Here is a 16,903-nt window from a genome sequence, read left to right on the forward strand (position 1 = left end):
AACTCTGCGTTATTATGACGCGGAAATGCGTTATTTAAGGGAAGCGGCAAAAGAGTTTGCGCAGGCGCATCCGGATCGTGCAGCCATGCTGGATCTGGATAAAGCCGGTATTCCCGATCCCTATGTGGAGCGATTATTTGAAGGTTTTGCATTTTCGATGGGGCGATTGCGGGCCAAAATTGACGATCATCTTCCTGAATTAACCGAAGGTTTGATGAGTCTGCTGTGGCCTCATTATTTACGTACCATCCCTTCCTTAAGTATTGTCGAGCTTTTACCTGATATTGATGTGCTGAAAATGAGCGAGAGGATTAACGCGCGGTTTGGCGTATTGTCACAGCCCGTCGGTCCTAAAAAAACGGTATGTCAGTATCGTACTACACAGCCCGTCACGCTCAATCCGCTGTCTGTCACGGCGGTGAATATCGATGCGGAACCTGACGGACGCTCGGTCATCCGTATGCGAATAAAGTGCAATCCACAGATAGACTGGTCGCAAACTGATCTGACGCGCCTCAGTTTTTACCTGAGTGGTGATGCACCGGTGACCCATGCGCTGCACCTTGCTTTGACAAAGCGTCTGGCCTCTCTTTATCTGAGGCTCCCCAAAAGCGTAGAGCGTATTCGACTGGATGGTTACTTTTCACCTGGCGGATTTGCCAGTGAAGACAGTTTATGGCCAAAAGGCGATACGGCGTTTGGCGGCTGGCAATTATTGCTTGAGTATTTTACGTTCCGCGAAAAATTTATGTTTGTCCATCTTAACGGTCTGGAAAAGATAATGTTTCCTGCTGGTATAGATTGCTTTGAAATAGAGGTGGTACTGACTCAACAGTGGAATTTTGAGCTTCCTCTGGGGAGTGAAAATATTCGTCTTCATTGCGTTCCGGTGATTAATCTCTTCACTATGGAGGCTGATCCACTGGTGGTTAATGGACTAGAAAGCGAATATTTGCTGCGTCCGCGCAGGTTGCAGGATGGACATACGGAAATTTATGCAGTCGATGCGGTTTCTGGTTCACAGCGAACGCATAACGCCGTCTATGCTCCTTTCACCAGTTTTCGCCATAAGGGAGGCATGATGCGCCGTAACGCGCCAGAGCGTTATTACCATACTCGCGTCAGACGCGGCGTATCCGGATTATATGATACATGGTTGATCCTTGGAGGAGATGCCTGGGAGCGGGATCGTCTTGCTGAGCAGGAAACCTTGTCATTAAAAGTGACCGGAACAAACGGTCAACTACCCAGGCGAGCTTTGCAGAGTTCATTGCTCAATCGCTGCGAGCAGATCCTCCAGACGCAGATTGCCGTGCGCAATCTGTGTAAGCCGACACTACCTGCTTATCCTCCCGCAGAGGATCGTTTTCACTGGCGAGTGTTGAGCCACCTGGGATCCAGCTTTCTGAATATGATGGCCAGCGCAGAAGTGCTCAAAGGAACGTTGTCCCTCTATAACTGGCAGGACGATGAGCTTAATTATCGTCGTCTGGATGCGATCATGGATGTTCAGCAACATGAAATACAGCGCTTTGAAAAAGGATTTTTACTCCGTGGGGTGGATATCGAAATAACGCTTGATGAGAACGGATTTACCGGTGAGGGCGATATTCATCTGTTTGGTGAAATGCTTAACCGCTTTTTTGCGTTGTATGCGGATATTCATTTATTTAATCAGCTTACTTTAATCATACAGCCGGCAGGGAAAAGCTTGCGATGGAAAGAGAATCACAATCAGCGGCTACCCGGCTGCTAAATAGCCTTGGTGAAAACCTACCCCGTACTAATTTTTATCGTTTCTGCCAGTTGTTGGAACAGTGGAATCCACAAGCGCCAAGTCCTGGAAGCCAACAAAGTCCGCGCTTCGATACCATTCGTTTTCGTCCTCATCCCGGGATGGGGTTCCCGGCGGGGGAGCTAAAAAATGCAGAATATGATCCGCTACAACCCATACTTCCACCAACGGTTCGTGTCACTTTTATGGGATTGTATGGCGTGGAATCGCCGCTGCCGACAACCTATCAGGATGATATTGCCCAGCGTCAGGAAGGTTCGGACGTTGCTGCTGAGTTTCTGGATATTTTTAACCATCGCTTAATTACGCAGTTTTATCGAATCTGGCGTAAATACAGCTATCCGGCCACCTTCCGCCCAGGCGCTACAGATGAAACATCACAATATTTACTGGGTTTGACCGGGTTGGGCATTCGGGGATGCGCCACGCAAACCGAGGCTCCGTTATCGCGTTTTTTGGCGCTGTTGGGAATCATGAGAATGCCAACGCGTACGGCGGAAGGTATATCCGCGCTGGTATCTTTATTATCACCAACAACAAATATCACCGTGACTCCTCATGATAAGCGCTTAATCCTGCAGGATAAGCCGTTAAAAATGAGTACGCGGCAACCCGTTAGCCTCCATTCTCGCCCGGTGATGGGACATAGCGCCGTAGATATTAACAGCCAGGTGCTTATTACTCTTACAACGGATGTTCCCGATGAGGTTCGCGACTGGTTACCGGGCGGCCAGCTTTATCATGATTTTCTCGCGCTGATGCACGTGTATTTAGGCGCCAGAGTCAATGCAAGGCTGCAATTACGCATTCCTCGCTCGGCGCTTCCGGATGCTCAACTTACCAGTAACAAATGTGAACGGGCAGTACAGCTTGGCCGCACGGCCGTTTTGCGTCTGGATAACCCGGAAGCTAAGAATCAATTTATAACAATTAAACTTGGGCTTTGGCAGAGCCTTAGTCAACATGATCAGCGGAGGGAAGCCGATGAGACTGGCGATTATCGCTATTAATTTTGCCGTAATAACCGGAATGACCAGTGTGGTCACTGGGTGTGGTCTGACACAAAAAGTATCTGAAGGCACGGTGTCATTAACGAAGTCTATTTTTTATAAGGAAATTAAAACGCTGCATTTGGATCTTTCCGCCAGAGAAGGCGCTAATAAAAATGCGCAGGGCATAGCGCTTTCTACGGTTGTGCGTATTTACCAACTCAAAGATCGTAAAGCGTTTGACTCGGCTAATTATCAGTCTTTATTTGTGCAAGATAGCACGGTGGTGAAAACAGATTTACTGGCCCAGAAAGATGTTTTGATACGTCCTGGTGAAAGCGTTACTGTCGATTTTCCACTCGAAAAGGAAGCGCAATATGTTGCCGTGGCAGGGATGTTTATTTCTCCCGATCAATCTGAAGATTCATGGCGCGTGGTATTACGCCGTGAAGATCTCGATCCTGATAAGGCGCGTGTGCTTGAATTAAATACCCGGACTCTGGCACTCCTGGCGCAGGAGGATGAGTAATGGTCAAGCAGCCGTCTCTTTATGACATCTTACTGGGTAATTTTTCCGGTGGTTTCCCTTTGCACTCGGTCAGTGAAAACACGCAGGTCATCTTATCCGTCCTGGATAATATGCAGCGCATTTTGAATACTCGTGCCGGTAGCCTCAAACATTTACCCGATTACGGTCTGCCGGATATGACCAAAATCCTCCAGGGAATGCCAGGTACGGCACATCAGCTTATCAGCACGCTTTCTCAGGTTTTGTTGAAGTATGAACCGCGGCTAAAAGGTATTCAGGTAACGATGCAGGAGCAGGAAACGCCGGGGCATTTGCGTTATTCCATTGATGCTGAACTGCAAGACCTTGGCATTGTTCGCTATGGTACTGATTTTACCCCTGAGGGGCGGGTTCTTATCCGTCACCTTAAGAGGCAGGGTTGGCTTGAGACTGGAGTGTACTGACATGGATAAGTATCGCATCAGCACCGGTGGTGACCCGCGTGCTTTCACGGAGTTCGGGTTGTTACGCGATGAAATCAGCAAGCTGACTCACCCCGCGCGCCCGGACGTTGACTGGCAAAAAGTTGAACAGTTAAGCCTGGCATTGTTTCGTCATAACGGCGTCGAACTGCAAACACTGTCCTGGTACACCGTCGCCAGAATACGTAATGCGGGACTGGTGGGACTTGCCGAATGCGCGGAACTCCTGGAGGCCTTACTGACGCACCACTGGAATGCAATATGGCCACAGCAAACTCATGCCCGCGTTGAGATGTTGGCATGGCTCTCAGCCCGTTTACAGCAAGAATTGCGTACGCTAACGCTGTCATATACTGATTTATCCATGGTGTATCGGGTTGAACAGAGTTTAAAACATGCCTGCGAAGTGCTGCAACGGCTTGAGTTGAAAGCGCTTAGTAAACTGGAGGCTGTCGTGACCTGGATGCACAATGCAGCTTTGCGTCTGGAGAAATCCGAACCCGATTCGGGATCGGCCATTGTGATGATACCGGCTTCAGATGCAACAAATAACGTTGTGACGTCTTTGCCACAACTGGTCTTTGTGGTTAATGAGCCAGCGTCGTCCGGGCAATCGAGCGCAGCGGTTTTAGCGACCAAAATCAATCATGGAACCCGAAGGATATGGCTGGGGTTTGCTATCGGTGTCATGGTTACAGCAGTGGTGAGTACAGGCGCTTTTCTTGGTCTCAACCCTATGCGAGCCGACGGATATGAACTGGTTAAGCCATTGCCACAGGTGCCGACGCCTGAACAATTGTCCACATTGAAGCAGTCCTCAGATTTGCAGGGGAAGAAGCAAGATATAATTGCTGCAACGCAAGGGCAATTGGACGTTTTACATCGCTTGTCACCTTTGTGGTCGCGGGAATACGCTGCATCATTAGCGCAGCAGTTAGTCACTCTGTGGCCGGAAGAATCGCAGACGACAGTAATCGCGAGCAGATTACAGAAACAGTTAACTACGGAAGCGTTGCCGGAAAGTGCTCTGCAAAACTGGCATCATGCCCAGCAGGGGCTGGAAGCGTTAACCGCCCAGCTAAATGCGCTTGATGAACGCAAGGGTAAATATCTGACGGGGTCGGAGTTGAAATCAGCCATTTTCACTATCCGCCGCCAGCTTGACCAAACGCCGCCGACAGAAGAATTGTTGCGTCAAATCGATGAGGAATTAAAAAAACAGGGGAGTGTATCACCCGCTTTGTATCAGCAGCTCGATATACGACTTAACCAGCTTCTTAATCGTTATACGCTGCTGAAACAAAATGCCATTCGAGGGCGGTAGCACAGGAAATAAGCCAGCCAAAGATCATCAACTGATTCAGTTGGTTATATAAAATTTGTTGATGATCTTCGCTATAAAATCATGAAAAATTAATAATAATATTCATCAGGGATTATCACTGAGTGCCCTAAAAGGTTAACGCCAGGATCTCTATCGGGACCTCTATAGTGCACACTGCCCATCACTGCACCCTGATGCCATAGACGCGTCCTCGGAAACAGACAACGACTCATTCAATAACGCCCCGATTTCTGCTCCCAGCGCGAGGTCGTCTACCTGACCAAAATATTGCTGGCGTAGGTATCCCTGCTGATCAATTAACGTCAACGTAGGTGTACCGCGCATAGCGTAGGACAGCATGGTCTGGGGGACATCATTGTCAGGAGACGGCATATCCACCCCGACGGGAAAAGGGATGCGGTATTCTGATAGAAAGGTTTCTAGTGCCTGTGCAGTCATTACCTCATGATGTTCAAAAACCGTATGTAGGCCAATAACGGCAACCTTATCTTGTGGAAAAGTGGTGTACACACGTGAAACCTGCGGCAGTCCATGGGAAACACAGCCGGGACACAGCATCTGAAATGATTCCATTACCACGACCTTGCCGCGTAATGATTCCAGGGTTATCGGCTGTGACGTATTAAACCAGCGTTCAATTGTCAATGCTGGTGCTCGCGGATGACGAATGATATTCATGTTAACTCCAGAACCCGCACTGTGGTGCGGGTTAATTTCCGTTACTGGTTTACTTTCCCCGGCAGCGTCAGCTTGCCAGAGGCCACTTTAAATACATCCTCGACGCAAAGTAGCGGCGCATGAACGGACGCATTAACTCGTAGCCCGGCAGTTACGCCATCAAACTGGCTGGCAGTGACCACGCCAATATTATCGAACGGAACTTTCACTTCTACAGTTTCACCTGTCAGCGTAGGATTCCAGCCCGGACTGTCCAACAGTACCGGCAAGCCAGGCCAGGTTTTAGGCAGCCTAGGTTTTTGTCCCTCAGGAATATCAACTACGGCCAGTGCGTCAGGCCCGCAGACCTCGTTAGGCTTCAGCACCACCCAGTGGGTATGCCACAGATCGCCATCATTGTTGCGGTTACCATCGCCATTTTCATCATACAGCGGCGTATCATCCAGATCAGGATGGGATGTTACCGCCAGTGCCAGGATACCGGCCTTATGTTCAAATCCCACTTCATACGGATCGATCGTTGTCGGCCAGACATAAGAGAAAATTTCCGTTCCCGCCAGCTTACCTGTTACTGCAGGCTTACTTTTACCTGCCTTGCCGGAAACTGCCATATGGAAGGTGGCAACATTCCCTTCGGTAGTGACTTTAGTGTGCACAATATCAAACTCAGCCAATACAGCCTTGTCGGCGCTGGTTTTAATACCGCCCTGATGAGGCTCATTGCCATGTGCACCGGCAGAGGTGGCGACAGCCATTGCTAATACAATCGCAATACGTTTCATTTTTATCCTTAAAGCAGATCTTTAATAAACGCACCAAAGTTGATGTGAAGCGGGATACCGCCATCCAGTACCAGGGCTGGAACAGATTGCACACCAGCTTCGATGGCCTCATTCAGTCGGGTTTTATCATTTCCGAGATGAACGATTTCTACCGTGTATTGAGCGGGATCGAGTGCCAGTGCGATTTGGTGTTCTGCATCTACGCATACCGGGCAACCTGCATGAAAGAAAACGGCTTTTTTACTCATGATGACTTTCCTTGTGTAATATTTAATGGTATCGAATCGATACCATTAAATATTACACACACACTGAAAATATTGTCAATATGGTTTTGAATCGATACTATTGATGACAGTAAATCCCCATCGTTAGAAAGTCTGGACGTTTGCTTATCCAGCACGTATCCCGGCAAGCAGAGGCAGGTTACTGTGACACTCTTTGATATTCTTGAACGCCTGGTGAGCCTGCAAATGGGCAGCTTTTATCGCCATCCGCAACTGAAAGGACTCCCCACAACATGGGTTCAGATTCTTTTCTATTTAACGCGATGCAATGGTTATTCCAATACGCCCGCTGCAACCACGGAATACCTCGGGCTGACTAAAGGCACGGTATCGCAGTCCCTGAATAAACTAGAGCGTGAAGGTTGGATTAGAAGAGAAAATGACGGTAAGGATAAACGGGTTGTCCATCTGGTTCTGACATCCAAAGCGAGTGAAGTGATGCATACCATCATGCAGGAGACACTGCAGGAGCCTTGGGATTCATTAGCTTTTTCTGAGGAACAACTGAAAACAGTTTTTCTGGCCCATCTTCGGAGTATGCAGAAAAATCAGGGGGCCAGAATGTTCGGTGAGTGCCGTTTTTGCCGGTTTCATCAGTCGATAAATGGGCATCCCTGGTGTGGTCTAACAGAAGAGCCAATTCCCATGGAAAGCATCACATTAATTTGTCGTGAATTTGAGGAACCGGAAAATAGTTGCAGCGTTAGCGATCAGAACGAGAGAAAGGGCTAGATACTGGCTTTTGAACGGGTAAAGTGCGGACATAAAAAAATCCAGAAAATGGTATGCGCATTCTCTGGATTTAAGTCCCGTTTTCAACTGATGTGGTAACACGAGTACCATCATCATGCCGTATGGGGACTGCTGTCTTACCCGTTAAGGATTTTATCTCTTAACGAACAAGCTCTGAATAAGTGGTGCCCGGACTCGGAATCGAACCAAGGACACGGGGATTTTCAATCCCCTGCTCTACCGACTGAGCTATCCGGGCAACGAGGCGCATTAAACCCGATTCGCTTCGCTTCGTCAACGAAATTTCTTCAAATCAATGCAGACTGCACAATCTATCACCACATTGCTGCTAATGCACGCATTCTCAGCCAAAAAATGCCGTCCAGGCGGCGGAAAGCGGCATTGCCAGCAGCAGGGCAGGAAGCATATTCACAACCGCAAACATCTTGATGCCGCAAATACGCAAACCGGTTGCCAGCAGCAATAGACCGCCTACGGCGCTGAAATCGGCCATCATAGCTGGCGTCGTCAGGGGTAAAATCAGTGCTGCACAGGTGGCAAGCGTTAACTGGATTGCCAGCATCGGCATGCAAATGGCGGATACCGCGATTCCTAATGAGCAGGCAAAAATGATGGCCGTGAAGAAATCCAAAAATGACTTGGCGATTAAAATATTCGGGTCGCCGGTCATCCCTTCATGTATCGCACCGAAGATCCCGGTACCGCTGGCGCAAAACAGCACGATGATAGCCACATAGCTTTGAATAAAGGATTCGTGCGTAACGTTGGCGTCCGAGCGGGTGAAAACCTGCTGCGCTTTGGCTACCGCGGCATTGATCCCTTTTTCGAGATGACAAAACTCGCCAATTAACGCGCCGACGAGCGTTGCCAGAACCATCACCGGTAGATTGGCGCATTTGATAACCAGCAAGATACCAATCCCTAACGAGGCCAGCCCGAAAATAGAGGTCATGGAGACCCGAATGCGTTCTGGTATATGCTGGCTGAGCAGCGCGCCGAGAATGCCACCAAATAAAATGGCGCTGGCATTAATAAAGGGTCCGATTACCACATTTGCTCCTGCATACCCATCATCGTCTTGATACTAAAGGCAATTAGCTGGGTGAAATTATGTTTCAGATTGCATTATTATGCCGCAACTTTCAGACGAAATGCTTGCTTATCTGTAAGGTTTTCGCACAGGATTTTATCTTGCGCCTGTAAGTGAAAGGTGCCATGATTGCGCGAATTTTCTCCTGTCTGAATGGGGCTGCCTGGGATGATATTACTCCCCCTACATCGCCTTCAACATCGCCTTTTTGCGCGACGTTTGCCCCTTCCCGCGACTTATCTTTACGCTCCCACCATGCGGTGAGGGCAGCGCACGCTCACTGCAGGATAACAGTAAAATCAGAGGCTATCTGCTTTTACTGATGTCTGGCGGTCGGGGCTGGTAACCAGTTTGACCTGTCATTTCGTGGGCAAAGCCATGCGGCGTTGTCCGGGACTTTTGATTTTCCCGAAACGGGTTATTGCGCTTATGAAATCAATGAAAATTGCCGCCAGTAGTGAACTGGTTTCTCGTCTGTCCAGCCATCGTCAGGTGGTGTCGCTGGACAGTACCGATTTTACTGACGTTGCGGCAGTCGTCATTACCGTTGCGGACAGCCGCAGTGGGATCCTGGCTTTGCTGAAACGCACCGGTTTTCATCTACCTGTGTTTCTGTTCGCAGAGTCTGATGTTAATGTGCCTGCGGGCGTTAATGCGGTAATTCGCGGTCAGGCCCAGGACTGGCTGGAGCTGGAATCTGCTGCCTGTCAGTATGAGGAAGAGCTGCTGCCGCCGTTCTATGACACGCTTACCCAGTATGTCGAAATGGGGAACAGCACGTTTGCCTGCCCGGGACACCAACACGGTGAGTTTTTTAAGAAGCATCCTGCGGGCCGACATTTCTATGAGTTCTTTGGTGAGAATCTGTTTCGCGCGGATATGTGCAACGCTGACGTTAAGCTTGGCGATCTGTTGATTCATGAAGGATCAGCGAAACATGCGCAGAAATTTGCTGCGAAAGTTTTCCACGCGGATAAAACCTACTTTGTGCTGAATGGGACCTCTGCGGCCAATAAAGTGGTCACCAATGCGCTGCTGACGCGCGGCGATCTGGTGCTGTTTGACCGCAACAATCATAAATCGAACCACCACGGGGCGCTGATCCAGGCGGGTGCTACGCCGGTTTATCTGGAAGCGGCGCGTAATCCGTTTGGCTTTATTGGCGGCATTGATGAGCACTGCTTTGATGAGGAGTATCTGCGCCAGCAACTTCGAGAAGTTGCGCCGCAAAAGGCTGATCAACCGCGCCCGTTCCGTCTGGCGATCATTCAGTTGGGTACCTATGACGGTACGATCTACAACGCCCGACAGGTGATCGACAAGATCGGTCACCTGTGCGATTACATTCTGTTTGATTCCGCATGGGTCGGTTACGAGCAATTTATCCCGATGATGGCCGATGGGTCGCCGCTGCTGCTGGAGCTCAATGCTAACGATCCGGGGATTTTTGTCACTCAGTCGGTACACAAACAGCAGGCCGGATTCTCGCAAACCTCGCAGATCCATAAAAAGGATAACCATATTCGCGGCCAGGCGCGCTTCTGCCCGCATAAGCGTCTGAACAATGCGTTTATGCTGCATGCTTCCACCAGCCCGTTTTACCCGTTGTTTGCGGCGCTGGACGTTAACGCCAAAATCCATGAAGGCGAGAGCGGCCGTCGGCTATGGGCGGAATGTGTGACGCTGGGGATCGAGGCCCGCAAAGCGATTATTACCCGCTGTAAGCTGCTTCAACCGTTTATTCCTCCGGTAGTGGATGGCAAACCGTGGGAAAGCTATCCGACACAGGTGATTGCCAGCGAGCGTCGCTTCTTTAGCTTTGAACCTGGTGCTAAATGGCATGGTTTTTCTGGATATGCACGCGACCAGTATTTTGTCGATCCCTGCAAACTGCTGTTAACCACTCCGGGCATTGATGCGCAAACCGGGCAATATACTGAGTTTGGCATTCCGGCGACGATTTTGGCGCATTATCTGCGTGAAAACGGTATCGTGCCGGAGAAATGCGACCTTAACTCGATTCTGTTCCTGCTGACCCCGGCAGAAAGCGCTGAGAAACTGGCGCAACTGGTCGTGATGCTGGCGCAGTTTGAACAGCATATTGAGGACGATACGCCGCTGGCAAACGTGCTGCCCACCGTCTTCAACAAGTATCCGGTACGTTACCGGGATTACACGCTGCGTGAACTGTGTCAGGAGATGCACTCACTGTACGTCAGCTTTGATGTGAAAGATCTGCAAAAAGCGATGTTCCGTCAGGAGAGTTTGCCTGCCGTGGCGATGAACCCACAGGATGCTAACAGCGCCTTTATCCGCGGTGATGTTGAACTGGTGCGTATTTGTGATGCCGCAGGTCGCATTGCGGCAGAAGGCGCGCTGCCTTATCCTCCGGGCGTACTGTGCGTGGTACCGGGCGAAGTATGGGGCGGGGCGGTGCAACGTTACTTCCTGGCATTGGAAGAGGGCATAAACCTGCTGCCGGGCTTCTCGCCGGAGCTGCAAGGGGTTTACAGTGAAACGGATGCAGACGGTATTAAACGTCTGTATGGATATGTTCTGAAGTAAGCGTCATCTGACCAAATAGGGCCACCATCAGGTGACCCTATTTAATCAATAAAGATTAGTGCGCGATAGTCTGGGCGCCTGCCGGAACGCGTACGTGTTTGTATTTAAACAGCGCAACGAAGGCAAAAGCCAGAACCAGCGAGTAACCTGCGAAGATCAGCCACACGGTCTGCCAATCGGTAATACCGTTCAGCGTATAGTGTTCAACTACTTTACCGCTCACCAGACCGCCCAGAATACAACCGAAGCCGTTGGTCATCATCAGGAACATGCCTTGTGCGCTGGCGCGGATTTCAGGGCGAACTTCTTTCTCTACAAACACGGAGCCAGAGATGTTGAAGAAGTCGAAGGCGCAGCCGTAAACAATCATCGACAGAACCAGCAGCACGGTACCAAACGGTGTTGGATCGCCGTAGGCAAACAGGCCGAAGCGCAGCATCCACGCTACGATACTGATAAGCATCACGTTCTTAATACCGTAACGGCTTAAGAAGAACGGGATGGTCAGGATAAACAGCGTCTCGGAGATCTGCGAAATCGACATCATCACTGACGCGTGTTCAACGATGAAGCTGCCGGAGAACAGCGGATTGTTATCGAAGCTGTGCAGGAAGGTATTACCGAACATATTGGTAATTTGCAGCTCTGCGCCCAGCATCATAGAGAAGATGAAGAAAATCGCCATCCGCTTGTTTTTAAACAACGCGAAGGCATCCAGGCCCAGCATGGAAGACCAGCTCTGGTTTTTCTGCTGATTGGCGACCGGGATATGCGGCAGCGTCAGGGTAAACAGCGCCAATACGACGGACAGCGTCGCGCCGATATACAGCTGCATATGGCTCAGTTCAAAGCCGGAGAAGCTTACCGCCCACATCGCCAGAATAAAGCCGATGGTGCCCCAGATACGGATTGGCGGGAAGTCTGTAACAATATCCATCCCGGCTGATTGCAGGCGATAGTAAGAGATGGTGTTGATTAACCCCAACGTTGGCATATAGGCCAGGGAGTTAAGCAAGATCACAAAGAACATGGCACCTGGCGTGGTGACTTCGGCTGCGGCGAACAGCGTTGCTGCGCCGACCAGGTGACAAATGGTGTACACCCATTTTGCACTGATCCATTTGTCAGCCACGATCCCTAACAGCGTAGGCATAAACACGGCGGCGATCCCCAGCGAGCTGTACACCGCGCCAATGGATGCACCATCAAATTTAAGGGTGACAAACATATAGGAGCCGAGGGTAGTGAGCCAACTACCCCATAAGCAGAACTGCAGAAACGAGAGAACTTTCAGCTGCAGCTTAAGATTCATGTTAATTTCCTCACACCGTAATGCGGATGAATGTTTTAAAAGGCACATTTGCCGTGGCTATATGATGTGATTCTATCAACGAGAGGCACTCTTTTTTTGTTACCTGTGACAAATATTTGCAAACAATTTCGGATTGCAAAGCAAAAGAGTGATGGAGTTAACGTTTTTCCCTCTTCATGCCCCCGTTTTAGGGGGCAAGAGAGGGATACATTAGCGGCGACGATATGATTTTTGTGCGGAATTGACCTTGTAAAGATATCGGCGTGATTCAGCAGATGGGTGTCGGGTGGTCAGCGTTTGATAAACGTCCCCAGGGGACATGCTGTTAATGATGTTTGCGGCCTGAATTTTATCGTTCGAGAACACGCGCAGCACGCTGCCCGCACCGCCGTTATACGCGGTGATCACCGCATAGCGACGCGAGGTCGGATTATCAATGCCGCCCAAATAGACATTATTCAGCATTGCCAGATAGGCAGTACCGGTATCAATGTTGCTGGCCGGGTCAAACAAGAAGCTACGGCTTGGCGTGCCTGAGCGCCCCTGGGAACGGAACACATCTTTTCCGGCGCTGTGTTGTACCACCTGCATGAGTCCCAGCGCATCGGCATGGCTGACCGCATACGGGTTAAACGAGGATTCGGTTTGCATGATGGCCAGAATCAGCGACTCGTCGACGCCATACTTACGTGAAGCCTGACGTACCATGCCGACGTATTTATGCGCGCGCTTATCAAGGTGATTTGGGACCAGATTGATCGTCACGCTATAGATGATACGCAAGCCATTGCTGCGCTTTTTCAGTCGCGTTTGTAGCAGGTAGTTGGCAAAGTTGGTTGCACGTCCCTCCCAACGAATAGGCTGGCCGGTATTATCGACTACCTGCCCGTACAGGAACGGCTCTTTGGAAATCTTAATGTCGTCGACATCGGAATAGAGGTCGATAGAACCCGGATCATCGCCCATCAGCAACGTCTTGATAATCGCTAGACGCAGATGTCCGGCGGGATCTGTCCCGGCAATGGTCTCGACGGTTATCGTACCGTCATCAAAATTGATATGGCTGCGGGTTTGATACTGATCGGTATACTTTACGTAGTCCTTCGGACCCGCAATCAGCACTTCCTTAAATCCCCACAGATTCTCAATGTTATGGGCAAATTGCCCCATCAGAATATCAAAACCGTTGGTATCCTTGACCCAGGCTTCGTTATAGGAATCGCCTTTTTTGGTCGAACTGGAACAGGAGATGAGCAACGGCGCGATAACGGCAAGCGCGAGAAATTTTTTCATCATTCCGGGAGTGCGTGTTGTGTTTGTTGTTGTATCGTTTTGCCGGATGGCAGTGCAAGCACCCTATCCGGCCTACGAGATTGCCAGCAAGCGATGCTTATTTTTTTTCTTCAGGCGTATAGCCTTCAATATGCACATCCTTACCTTCAAACAGGAAGTTAATCATCTCCTGTTCCAGTAACTTACGGTGTTCAACGTTCATCATATTGAGTTTCTTCTCGTTAATCAGCATGGTTTGTTTATGCTGCCATTGCGCCCATGCTTCTTTAGAAATCTCGTTATAGATGCGTTTTCCCAGATCGCCCGGGTACAGCTGAAAATCCTGTCCTTCTGCTTCGCGTTGCAGGAAAGTGCAAAAAATCGTTCTGCTCATAAAAAATCCTCTTTATCGACCGGTACGTTAAACCTGTGTGCCGGCACGTAATTGCTGTAACAAACGCTCCACGGGGGCCGCCAGTCCGACCGACGGCGGTTGCGCTAAGTTATACCAGAGCGCGTTGCCTTCATCCATGCATGAGGTGAATGAGGACACGGGAAGCCACATAGGCACAATATCTAAGTGGAAATGGCTAAAGGTATGGCGAAACGCATTAAGTTGGGTCAGATTATCTGCGTTAATTTGCCGTTGCGCCAGCCAGTCGCGTAGCCCATCCTCATCATCAAACTGCGGAAAACAGTATAAGCCACCCCATAAGCCGCTGGGTGGTCGCTGCGTGAGCAACACCTCGTTTTCATGCTGCATCAGTAAAAAATAGCCCGTCCGTTCTGGTAATGTCTGTTTGGGCTTTTTACCCGGGTACAGCGCCCAGCTTGCATTGGCGCTCGCCACACAGCCATTTTCCAACGGACACAGGGAACATTTGGGTTTTGAGCGCGTACAGACCATGGCGCCTAAATCCATCATCGCCTGATTAAACCGCTCAACCCCATGGGCTGGCGTAACCTGCTCGCTCAACTCCCACAGTTTCTTTTCGACCTCTTTTTTACCCGGCCAGCCGCTTACAGCATAACAGCGAGCCAGCACTCGTTTGACGTTACCGTCAAGAATCGGAAAATGCTGACCCAGGGAGAGCGAAAGGATCGCGCCTGCAGTTGAACGTCCGACGCCTGGCAGGGCGGCCACTTCATCAAAGGTTTGCGGGAATGAGCCGCCGTGCAGCGTCACAATCTGTTGTGCGGCTTTATGCAGATTACGCGCTCGGGCGTAATAGCCCAGCCCGGTCCATAAATGCAGGACTTCATCCAGCGGCGCATGGGCTAAATCCGTTACCGTTGGGAAGCGCGCCATAAAGCGCTCAAAGTAGGGGATAACGGTCGCAACCTGAGTTTGTTGCAGCATCACCTCAGAGAGCCATACTTTGTAAGGCGTCTTATCAATTTGCCAGGGCAGCGTTTTCCGCCCGTATTTGTCGTACCAGCTCAAAACCTGAGCCGAGAATTGAGACGCTTGCATGATTACCGTTTCATTATTGCCGGGGGCAAGATTGCAGCACAGCGGCAACGGGGTGTAAACCGGAACTTTCCGCTGCTCACTTTCTTCCTTTACTTGCATCCGGCAACTAACTTTGGATAATGCCCGTTTTCAGAACTCAAACACAGCAGACTAAACTTTTATGAAGAACGACGTCATTTCACCGGAATTTGATGAAAACGGCCGCCCGCTGCGCCGGATTCGTAGTTTTGTTCGTCGCCAGGGGCGACTGACGAAAGGGCAGGAACACGCGCTGGAAAACTACTGGCCGGTGATGGGCGTTGAGTTCAGCGAAGAACCTGTGGATTTCGCTGCGCTGTTTGGTCGCGATGCGCCAGTCACGCTTGAAATTGGTTTTGGTATGGGGGCTTCGCTGGTGGCGATGGCGAAAGCGCGTCCGGAGCAAAATTTCCTCGGCATTGAGGTTCACTCACCGGGCGTTGGCGCGTGTCTGGCTTCAGCTCATGAGGAGGGCGTCGAGAACCTGCGTGTCATGTGCCATGATGCCGTCGAAGTCCTGCATAAAATGATTCCTGACAATTCTTTATCTATGGTTCAGCTGTTTTTCCCTGACCCGTGGCATAAAGCACGTCATAATAAACGCCGTATCGTTCAGGTACCGTTTGCTGAGCATATCTTAAGCAAGCTGAAGCTGGGCGGCGTGTTCCACATGGCAACCGACTGGGAAGCCTATGCGGAGCACATGCTTGAAGTGATGTCATCGATTGACGGGTATAAAAACCAGTCAGAGAGTAACGATTACGTACCGCGCCCGGAATCGCGCCCGGTAACCAAATTTGAACAACGTGGTCATCGTCTTGGCCACGGCGTATGGGACTTAATGTTCGAGAGGGTGAAATAATGGCAAAGAACCGTAGCCGTCGTCTGCGTAAAAAAATGCACATCGACGAATTCCAGGAAGTAGGATTTTCGGTTGCATGGCGTTTCCCGGAAGGTACATCTGGAGAGCAGGTCGATCAAATCGTTGATGATTTTATCAATGAAGTTATCGAACCGAACAAGCTGGCCTTTGACGGCAGCGGCTATCTGGCCTGGGAAGGTCTGATCTGTCTGCAGGAAATCGGCAAATGCACCGAAGAACATCAGGCTATCGTGCGTAAGTGGCTGGAAGAGCACAAACTCGAAGAAGTGCGCACCAGCGAACTTTTCGATATTTGGTGGGACTAAGTAGCAAAGGGTCGGCAAATGCCGGCCCAATTTGTATTGAGGGAAAGATATGATGCGCAAAACGCTGCTGGCGGCAGTCCTAACGTTCACGGCGATGGCCGCACATGCTGATTATCAGTGCAGCGTCACCCCGCGTGACGATGTGATTTTGAGTCCACAAACGGTACAGGTGAAGGGTGAGAACGGCAACCTGGTCATTACCCAGGCCGGTGATGTCACCTTTAACGGTAAACAGTACAACCTGAACGCCGCGCAGCGTGAGCAGGCTAAAGATTATCAGGCGGCGTTGCGTAGCAGCCTGCCGTGGATTGACGAAGGTGCCAGAGCGCGCGTGGAGAAAGGTCGCGTGGCGCTGGATAAAATCA

The 16,903-nt window shown here is 50.2% G+C and carries 18 protein-coding genes and 1 tRNA gene; 10 read left to right on the top strand and 9 right to left on the bottom strand.

The features are described 5' to 3' along the window. The 5 genes from tssF to KQJ19_RS16870 form a co-directional block, all read left to right on the top strand. Positions 1 to 1,756, top strand: a 1,756-nt coding sequence (gene tssF, locus KQJ19_RS16850; protein WP_216403883.1) for a type VI secretion system baseplate subunit TssF, incomplete at its 5' end; no start/stop codon positions are given. Next, on the top strand, positions 1,717 to 2,805 hold the full coding sequence (tssG, locus tag KQJ19_RS16855; RefSeq protein ID WP_216403884.1) for a type VI secretion system baseplate subunit TssG: 1,089 nt from the start codon (positions 1,717 to 1,719) through the stop codon (positions 2,803 to 2,805). The genes tssF and tssG, both read left to right, overlap by 40 nt. After that, positions 2,780 to 3,313 (top strand): type VI secretion system lipoprotein TssJ, encoded by a 534-nt coding sequence (gene tssJ, locus KQJ19_RS16860; RefSeq protein ID WP_216403885.1) that lies wholly within the window; start codon positions 2,780 to 2,782, stop codon positions 3,311 to 3,313. Before tssG ends, tssJ begins: the two co-directional genes overlap by 26 nt. Then, positions 3,313 to 3,756: a type VI secretion system baseplate subunit TssE gene (gene tssE, locus KQJ19_RS16865; protein ID WP_047414982.1), complete on the top strand. Its 444-nt coding sequence runs from the start codon at positions 3,313 to 3,315 to the stop codon at positions 3,754 to 3,756. Before tssJ ends, tssE begins: the two co-directional genes overlap by 1 nt. Position 3,757: 1 nt before the next feature. Then, positions 3,758 to 5,098: an ImpA domain-containing protein gene (locus KQJ19_RS16870; RefSeq protein ID WP_049282735.1), complete on the top strand. Its 1,341-nt coding sequence runs from the start codon at positions 3,758 to 3,760 to the stop codon at positions 5,096 to 5,098. Between the two features lie 162 nt (positions 5,099 to 5,260). On the opposite strand, the gene KQJ19_RS16875 is transcribed toward KQJ19_RS16870, so the two are convergent. The 3 genes from KQJ19_RS16875 to KQJ19_RS16885 are packed head-to-tail and all read right to left on the bottom strand — an operon-like array spanning position 5,261 to position 6,827. Then, a complete protein-coding gene (locus KQJ19_RS16875; RefSeq protein WP_216403886.1) occupies positions 5,261 to 5,797 on the bottom strand; it encodes a redoxin domain-containing protein in 537 nt (178 codons plus the stop codon). Between the two features lie 41 nt (positions 5,798 to 5,838). After that, positions 5,839 to 6,579 carry a hypothetical protein gene (locus tag KQJ19_RS16880; RefSeq protein ID WP_049282737.1) on the bottom strand — a complete coding sequence of 247 codons (741 nt, stop codon included), beginning with the start codon at positions 6,577 to 6,579 and terminating at the stop codon, positions 5,839 to 5,841. Between the two features lie 8 nt (positions 6,580 to 6,587). Next, positions 6,588 to 6,827 carry a thioredoxin gene (locus KQJ19_RS16885; RefSeq protein WP_046276182.1) on the bottom strand — a complete coding sequence of 80 codons (240 nt, stop codon included), beginning with the start codon at positions 6,825 to 6,827 and terminating at the stop codon, positions 6,588 to 6,590. A gap of 183 nt (positions 6,828 to 7,010) precedes the next feature. Between KQJ19_RS16885 and KQJ19_RS16890 the strand changes: the two genes are divergently transcribed. Continuing rightward, the gene (locus KQJ19_RS16890; RefSeq protein WP_204566629.1) at positions 7,011 to 7,598 is read left to right on the top strand and encodes a MarR family winged helix-turn-helix transcriptional regulator; all 588 of its coding nucleotides are present in this window, start codon (positions 7,011 to 7,013) and stop codon (positions 7,596 to 7,598) included. 183 nt (positions 7,599 to 7,781) lie between these two features. Here KQJ19_RS16890 and KQJ19_RS16895 read toward each other — a convergent pair. Both KQJ19_RS16895 and KQJ19_RS16900 read right to left on the bottom strand, forming a co-directional pair. Continuing rightward, a tRNA-Phe gene (locus tag KQJ19_RS16895) sits at positions 7,782 to 7,857 on the bottom strand. Positions 7,858 to 7,962: 105 nt separating this feature from the next. Then, the gene (locus KQJ19_RS16900) at positions 7,963 to 8,670 is read right to left on the bottom strand and encodes a DUF554 domain-containing protein (RefSeq protein ID WP_046274954.1); all 708 of its coding nucleotides are present in this window, start codon (positions 8,668 to 8,670) and stop codon (positions 7,963 to 7,965) included. 468 nt (positions 8,671 to 9,138) lie between these two features. Here KQJ19_RS16900 and KQJ19_RS16905 point away from each other — a divergent pair, with 468 nt between their 5' ends. Further along, positions 9,139 to 11,274: an ornithine decarboxylase gene (locus KQJ19_RS16905; RefSeq protein ID WP_216403887.1), complete on the top strand. Its 2,136-nt coding sequence runs from the start codon at positions 9,139 to 9,141 to the stop codon at positions 11,272 to 11,274. A gap of 55 nt (positions 11,275 to 11,329) precedes the next feature. Here the strand turns inward: KQJ19_RS16905 and KQJ19_RS16910 are convergent, their stop codons facing one another. From KQJ19_RS16910 to mutY, 4 genes are all read right to left on the bottom strand, one after another. Further along, positions 11,330 to 12,586 carry a nucleoside permease gene (locus tag KQJ19_RS16910; protein ID WP_016157449.1) on the bottom strand — a complete coding sequence of 419 codons (1,257 nt, stop codon included), beginning with the start codon at positions 12,584 to 12,586 and terminating at the stop codon, positions 11,330 to 11,332. A 210-nt stretch (positions 12,587 to 12,796) separates the two neighbouring features. After that, on the bottom strand, positions 12,797 to 13,882 hold the full coding sequence (mltC, locus tag KQJ19_RS16915; RefSeq protein WP_016154410.1) for a membrane-bound lytic murein transglycosylase MltC: 1,086 nt from the start codon (positions 13,880 to 13,882) through the stop codon (positions 12,797 to 12,799). A 94-nt stretch (positions 13,883 to 13,976) separates the two neighbouring features. Then, on the bottom strand, positions 13,977 to 14,252 hold the full coding sequence (locus KQJ19_RS16920; protein WP_016154409.1) for an oxidative damage protection protein: 276 nt from the start codon (positions 14,250 to 14,252) through the stop codon (positions 13,977 to 13,979). A gap of 27 nt (positions 14,253 to 14,279) precedes the next feature. Beyond that, positions 14,280 to 15,332: an A/G-specific adenine glycosylase gene (mutY, locus tag KQJ19_RS16925; protein WP_216403888.1), complete on the bottom strand. Its 1,053-nt coding sequence runs from the start codon at positions 15,330 to 15,332 to the stop codon at positions 14,280 to 14,282. A gap of 160 nt (positions 15,333 to 15,492) precedes the next feature. Between mutY and trmB the strand changes: the two genes are divergently transcribed. The 3 genes from trmB to KQJ19_RS16940 form a co-directional block, all read left to right on the top strand. After that, positions 15,493 to 16,212, top strand: a complete 720-nt coding sequence (gene trmB / locus KQJ19_RS16930; RefSeq protein ID WP_016154407.1) for a tRNA (guanosine(46)-N7)-methyltransferase TrmB — start codon at positions 15,493 to 15,495, stop codon at positions 16,210 to 16,212. Further along, on the top strand, positions 16,212 to 16,538 hold the full coding sequence (locus KQJ19_RS16935) for a YggL family protein (protein WP_016154406.1): 327 nt from the start codon (positions 16,212 to 16,214) through the stop codon (positions 16,536 to 16,538). The genes trmB and KQJ19_RS16935 overlap by 1 nt, the downstream gene beginning before the upstream one ends. 49 nt (positions 16,539 to 16,587) lie before the next feature. Next, on the top strand, positions 16,588 to 16,903 hold a 316-nt coding region (locus KQJ19_RS16940; protein WP_216403889.1), incomplete at its 3' end, for a DUF2884 family protein.

It is taken from the genome of Citrobacter sp. S46_ASV_140 (assembly GCF_018919545.1).
Taxonomy (GTDB): domain Bacteria; phylum Pseudomonadota; class Gammaproteobacteria; order Enterobacterales; family Enterobacteriaceae; genus Citrobacter; species Citrobacter braakii.

Excerpts from the sequence above, each read along its gene's own strand:
- KQJ19_RS16875 (WP_216403886.1), bottom strand. The coding sequence starts at position 5,797 with ATGAATATCATTCGTCATCCGCGAGCACCAGCATTGACAATTGAACGC.
- mltC (WP_016154410.1), bottom strand. The coding sequence starts at position 13,882 with ATGATGAAAAAATTTCTCGCGCTTGCCGTTATCGCGCCGTTGCTCATC.
- tssG (WP_216403884.1), top strand. The coding sequence starts at position 1,717 with ATGGAAAGAGAATCACAATCAGCGGCTACCCGGCTGCTAAATAGCCTT.
- KQJ19_RS16935 (WP_016154406.1), top strand. The coding sequence starts at position 16,212 with ATGGCAAAGAACCGTAGCCGTCGTCTGCGTAAAAAAATGCACATCGAC.
- tssE (WP_047414982.1), top strand. The coding sequence starts at position 3,313 with ATGGTCAAGCAGCCGTCTCTTTATGACATCTTACTGGGTAATTTTTCC.
- KQJ19_RS16910 (WP_016157449.1), bottom strand. The coding sequence starts at position 12,586 with ATGAATCTTAAGCTGCAGCTGAAAGTTCTCTCGTTTCTGCAGTTCTGC.
- KQJ19_RS16920 (WP_016154409.1), bottom strand. The coding sequence starts at position 14,252 with ATGAGCAGAACGATTTTTTGCACTTTCCTGCAACGCGAAGCAGAAGGA.
- KQJ19_RS16905 (WP_216403887.1), top strand. The coding sequence starts at position 9,139 with ATGAAATCAATGAAAATTGCCGCCAGTAGTGAACTGGTTTCTCGTCTG.
- tssJ (WP_216403885.1), top strand. The coding sequence starts at position 2,780 with ATGAGACTGGCGATTATCGCTATTAATTTTGCCGTAATAACCGGAATG.
- mutY (WP_216403888.1), bottom strand. The coding sequence starts at position 15,332 with ATGCAAGCGTCTCAATTCTCGGCTCAGGTTTTGAGCTGGTACGACAAA.
- KQJ19_RS16880 (WP_049282737.1), bottom strand. The coding sequence starts at position 6,579 with ATGAAACGTATTGCGATTGTATTAGCAATGGCTGTCGCCACCTCTGCC.
- KQJ19_RS16870 (WP_049282735.1), top strand. The coding sequence starts at position 3,758 with ATGGATAAGTATCGCATCAGCACCGGTGGTGACCCGCGTGCTTTCACG.
- KQJ19_RS16885 (WP_046276182.1), bottom strand. The coding sequence starts at position 6,827 with ATGAGTAAAAAAGCCGTTTTCTTTCATGCAGGTTGCCCGGTATGCGTA.
- trmB (WP_016154407.1), top strand. The coding sequence starts at position 15,493 with ATGAAGAACGACGTCATTTCACCGGAATTTGATGAAAACGGCCGCCCG.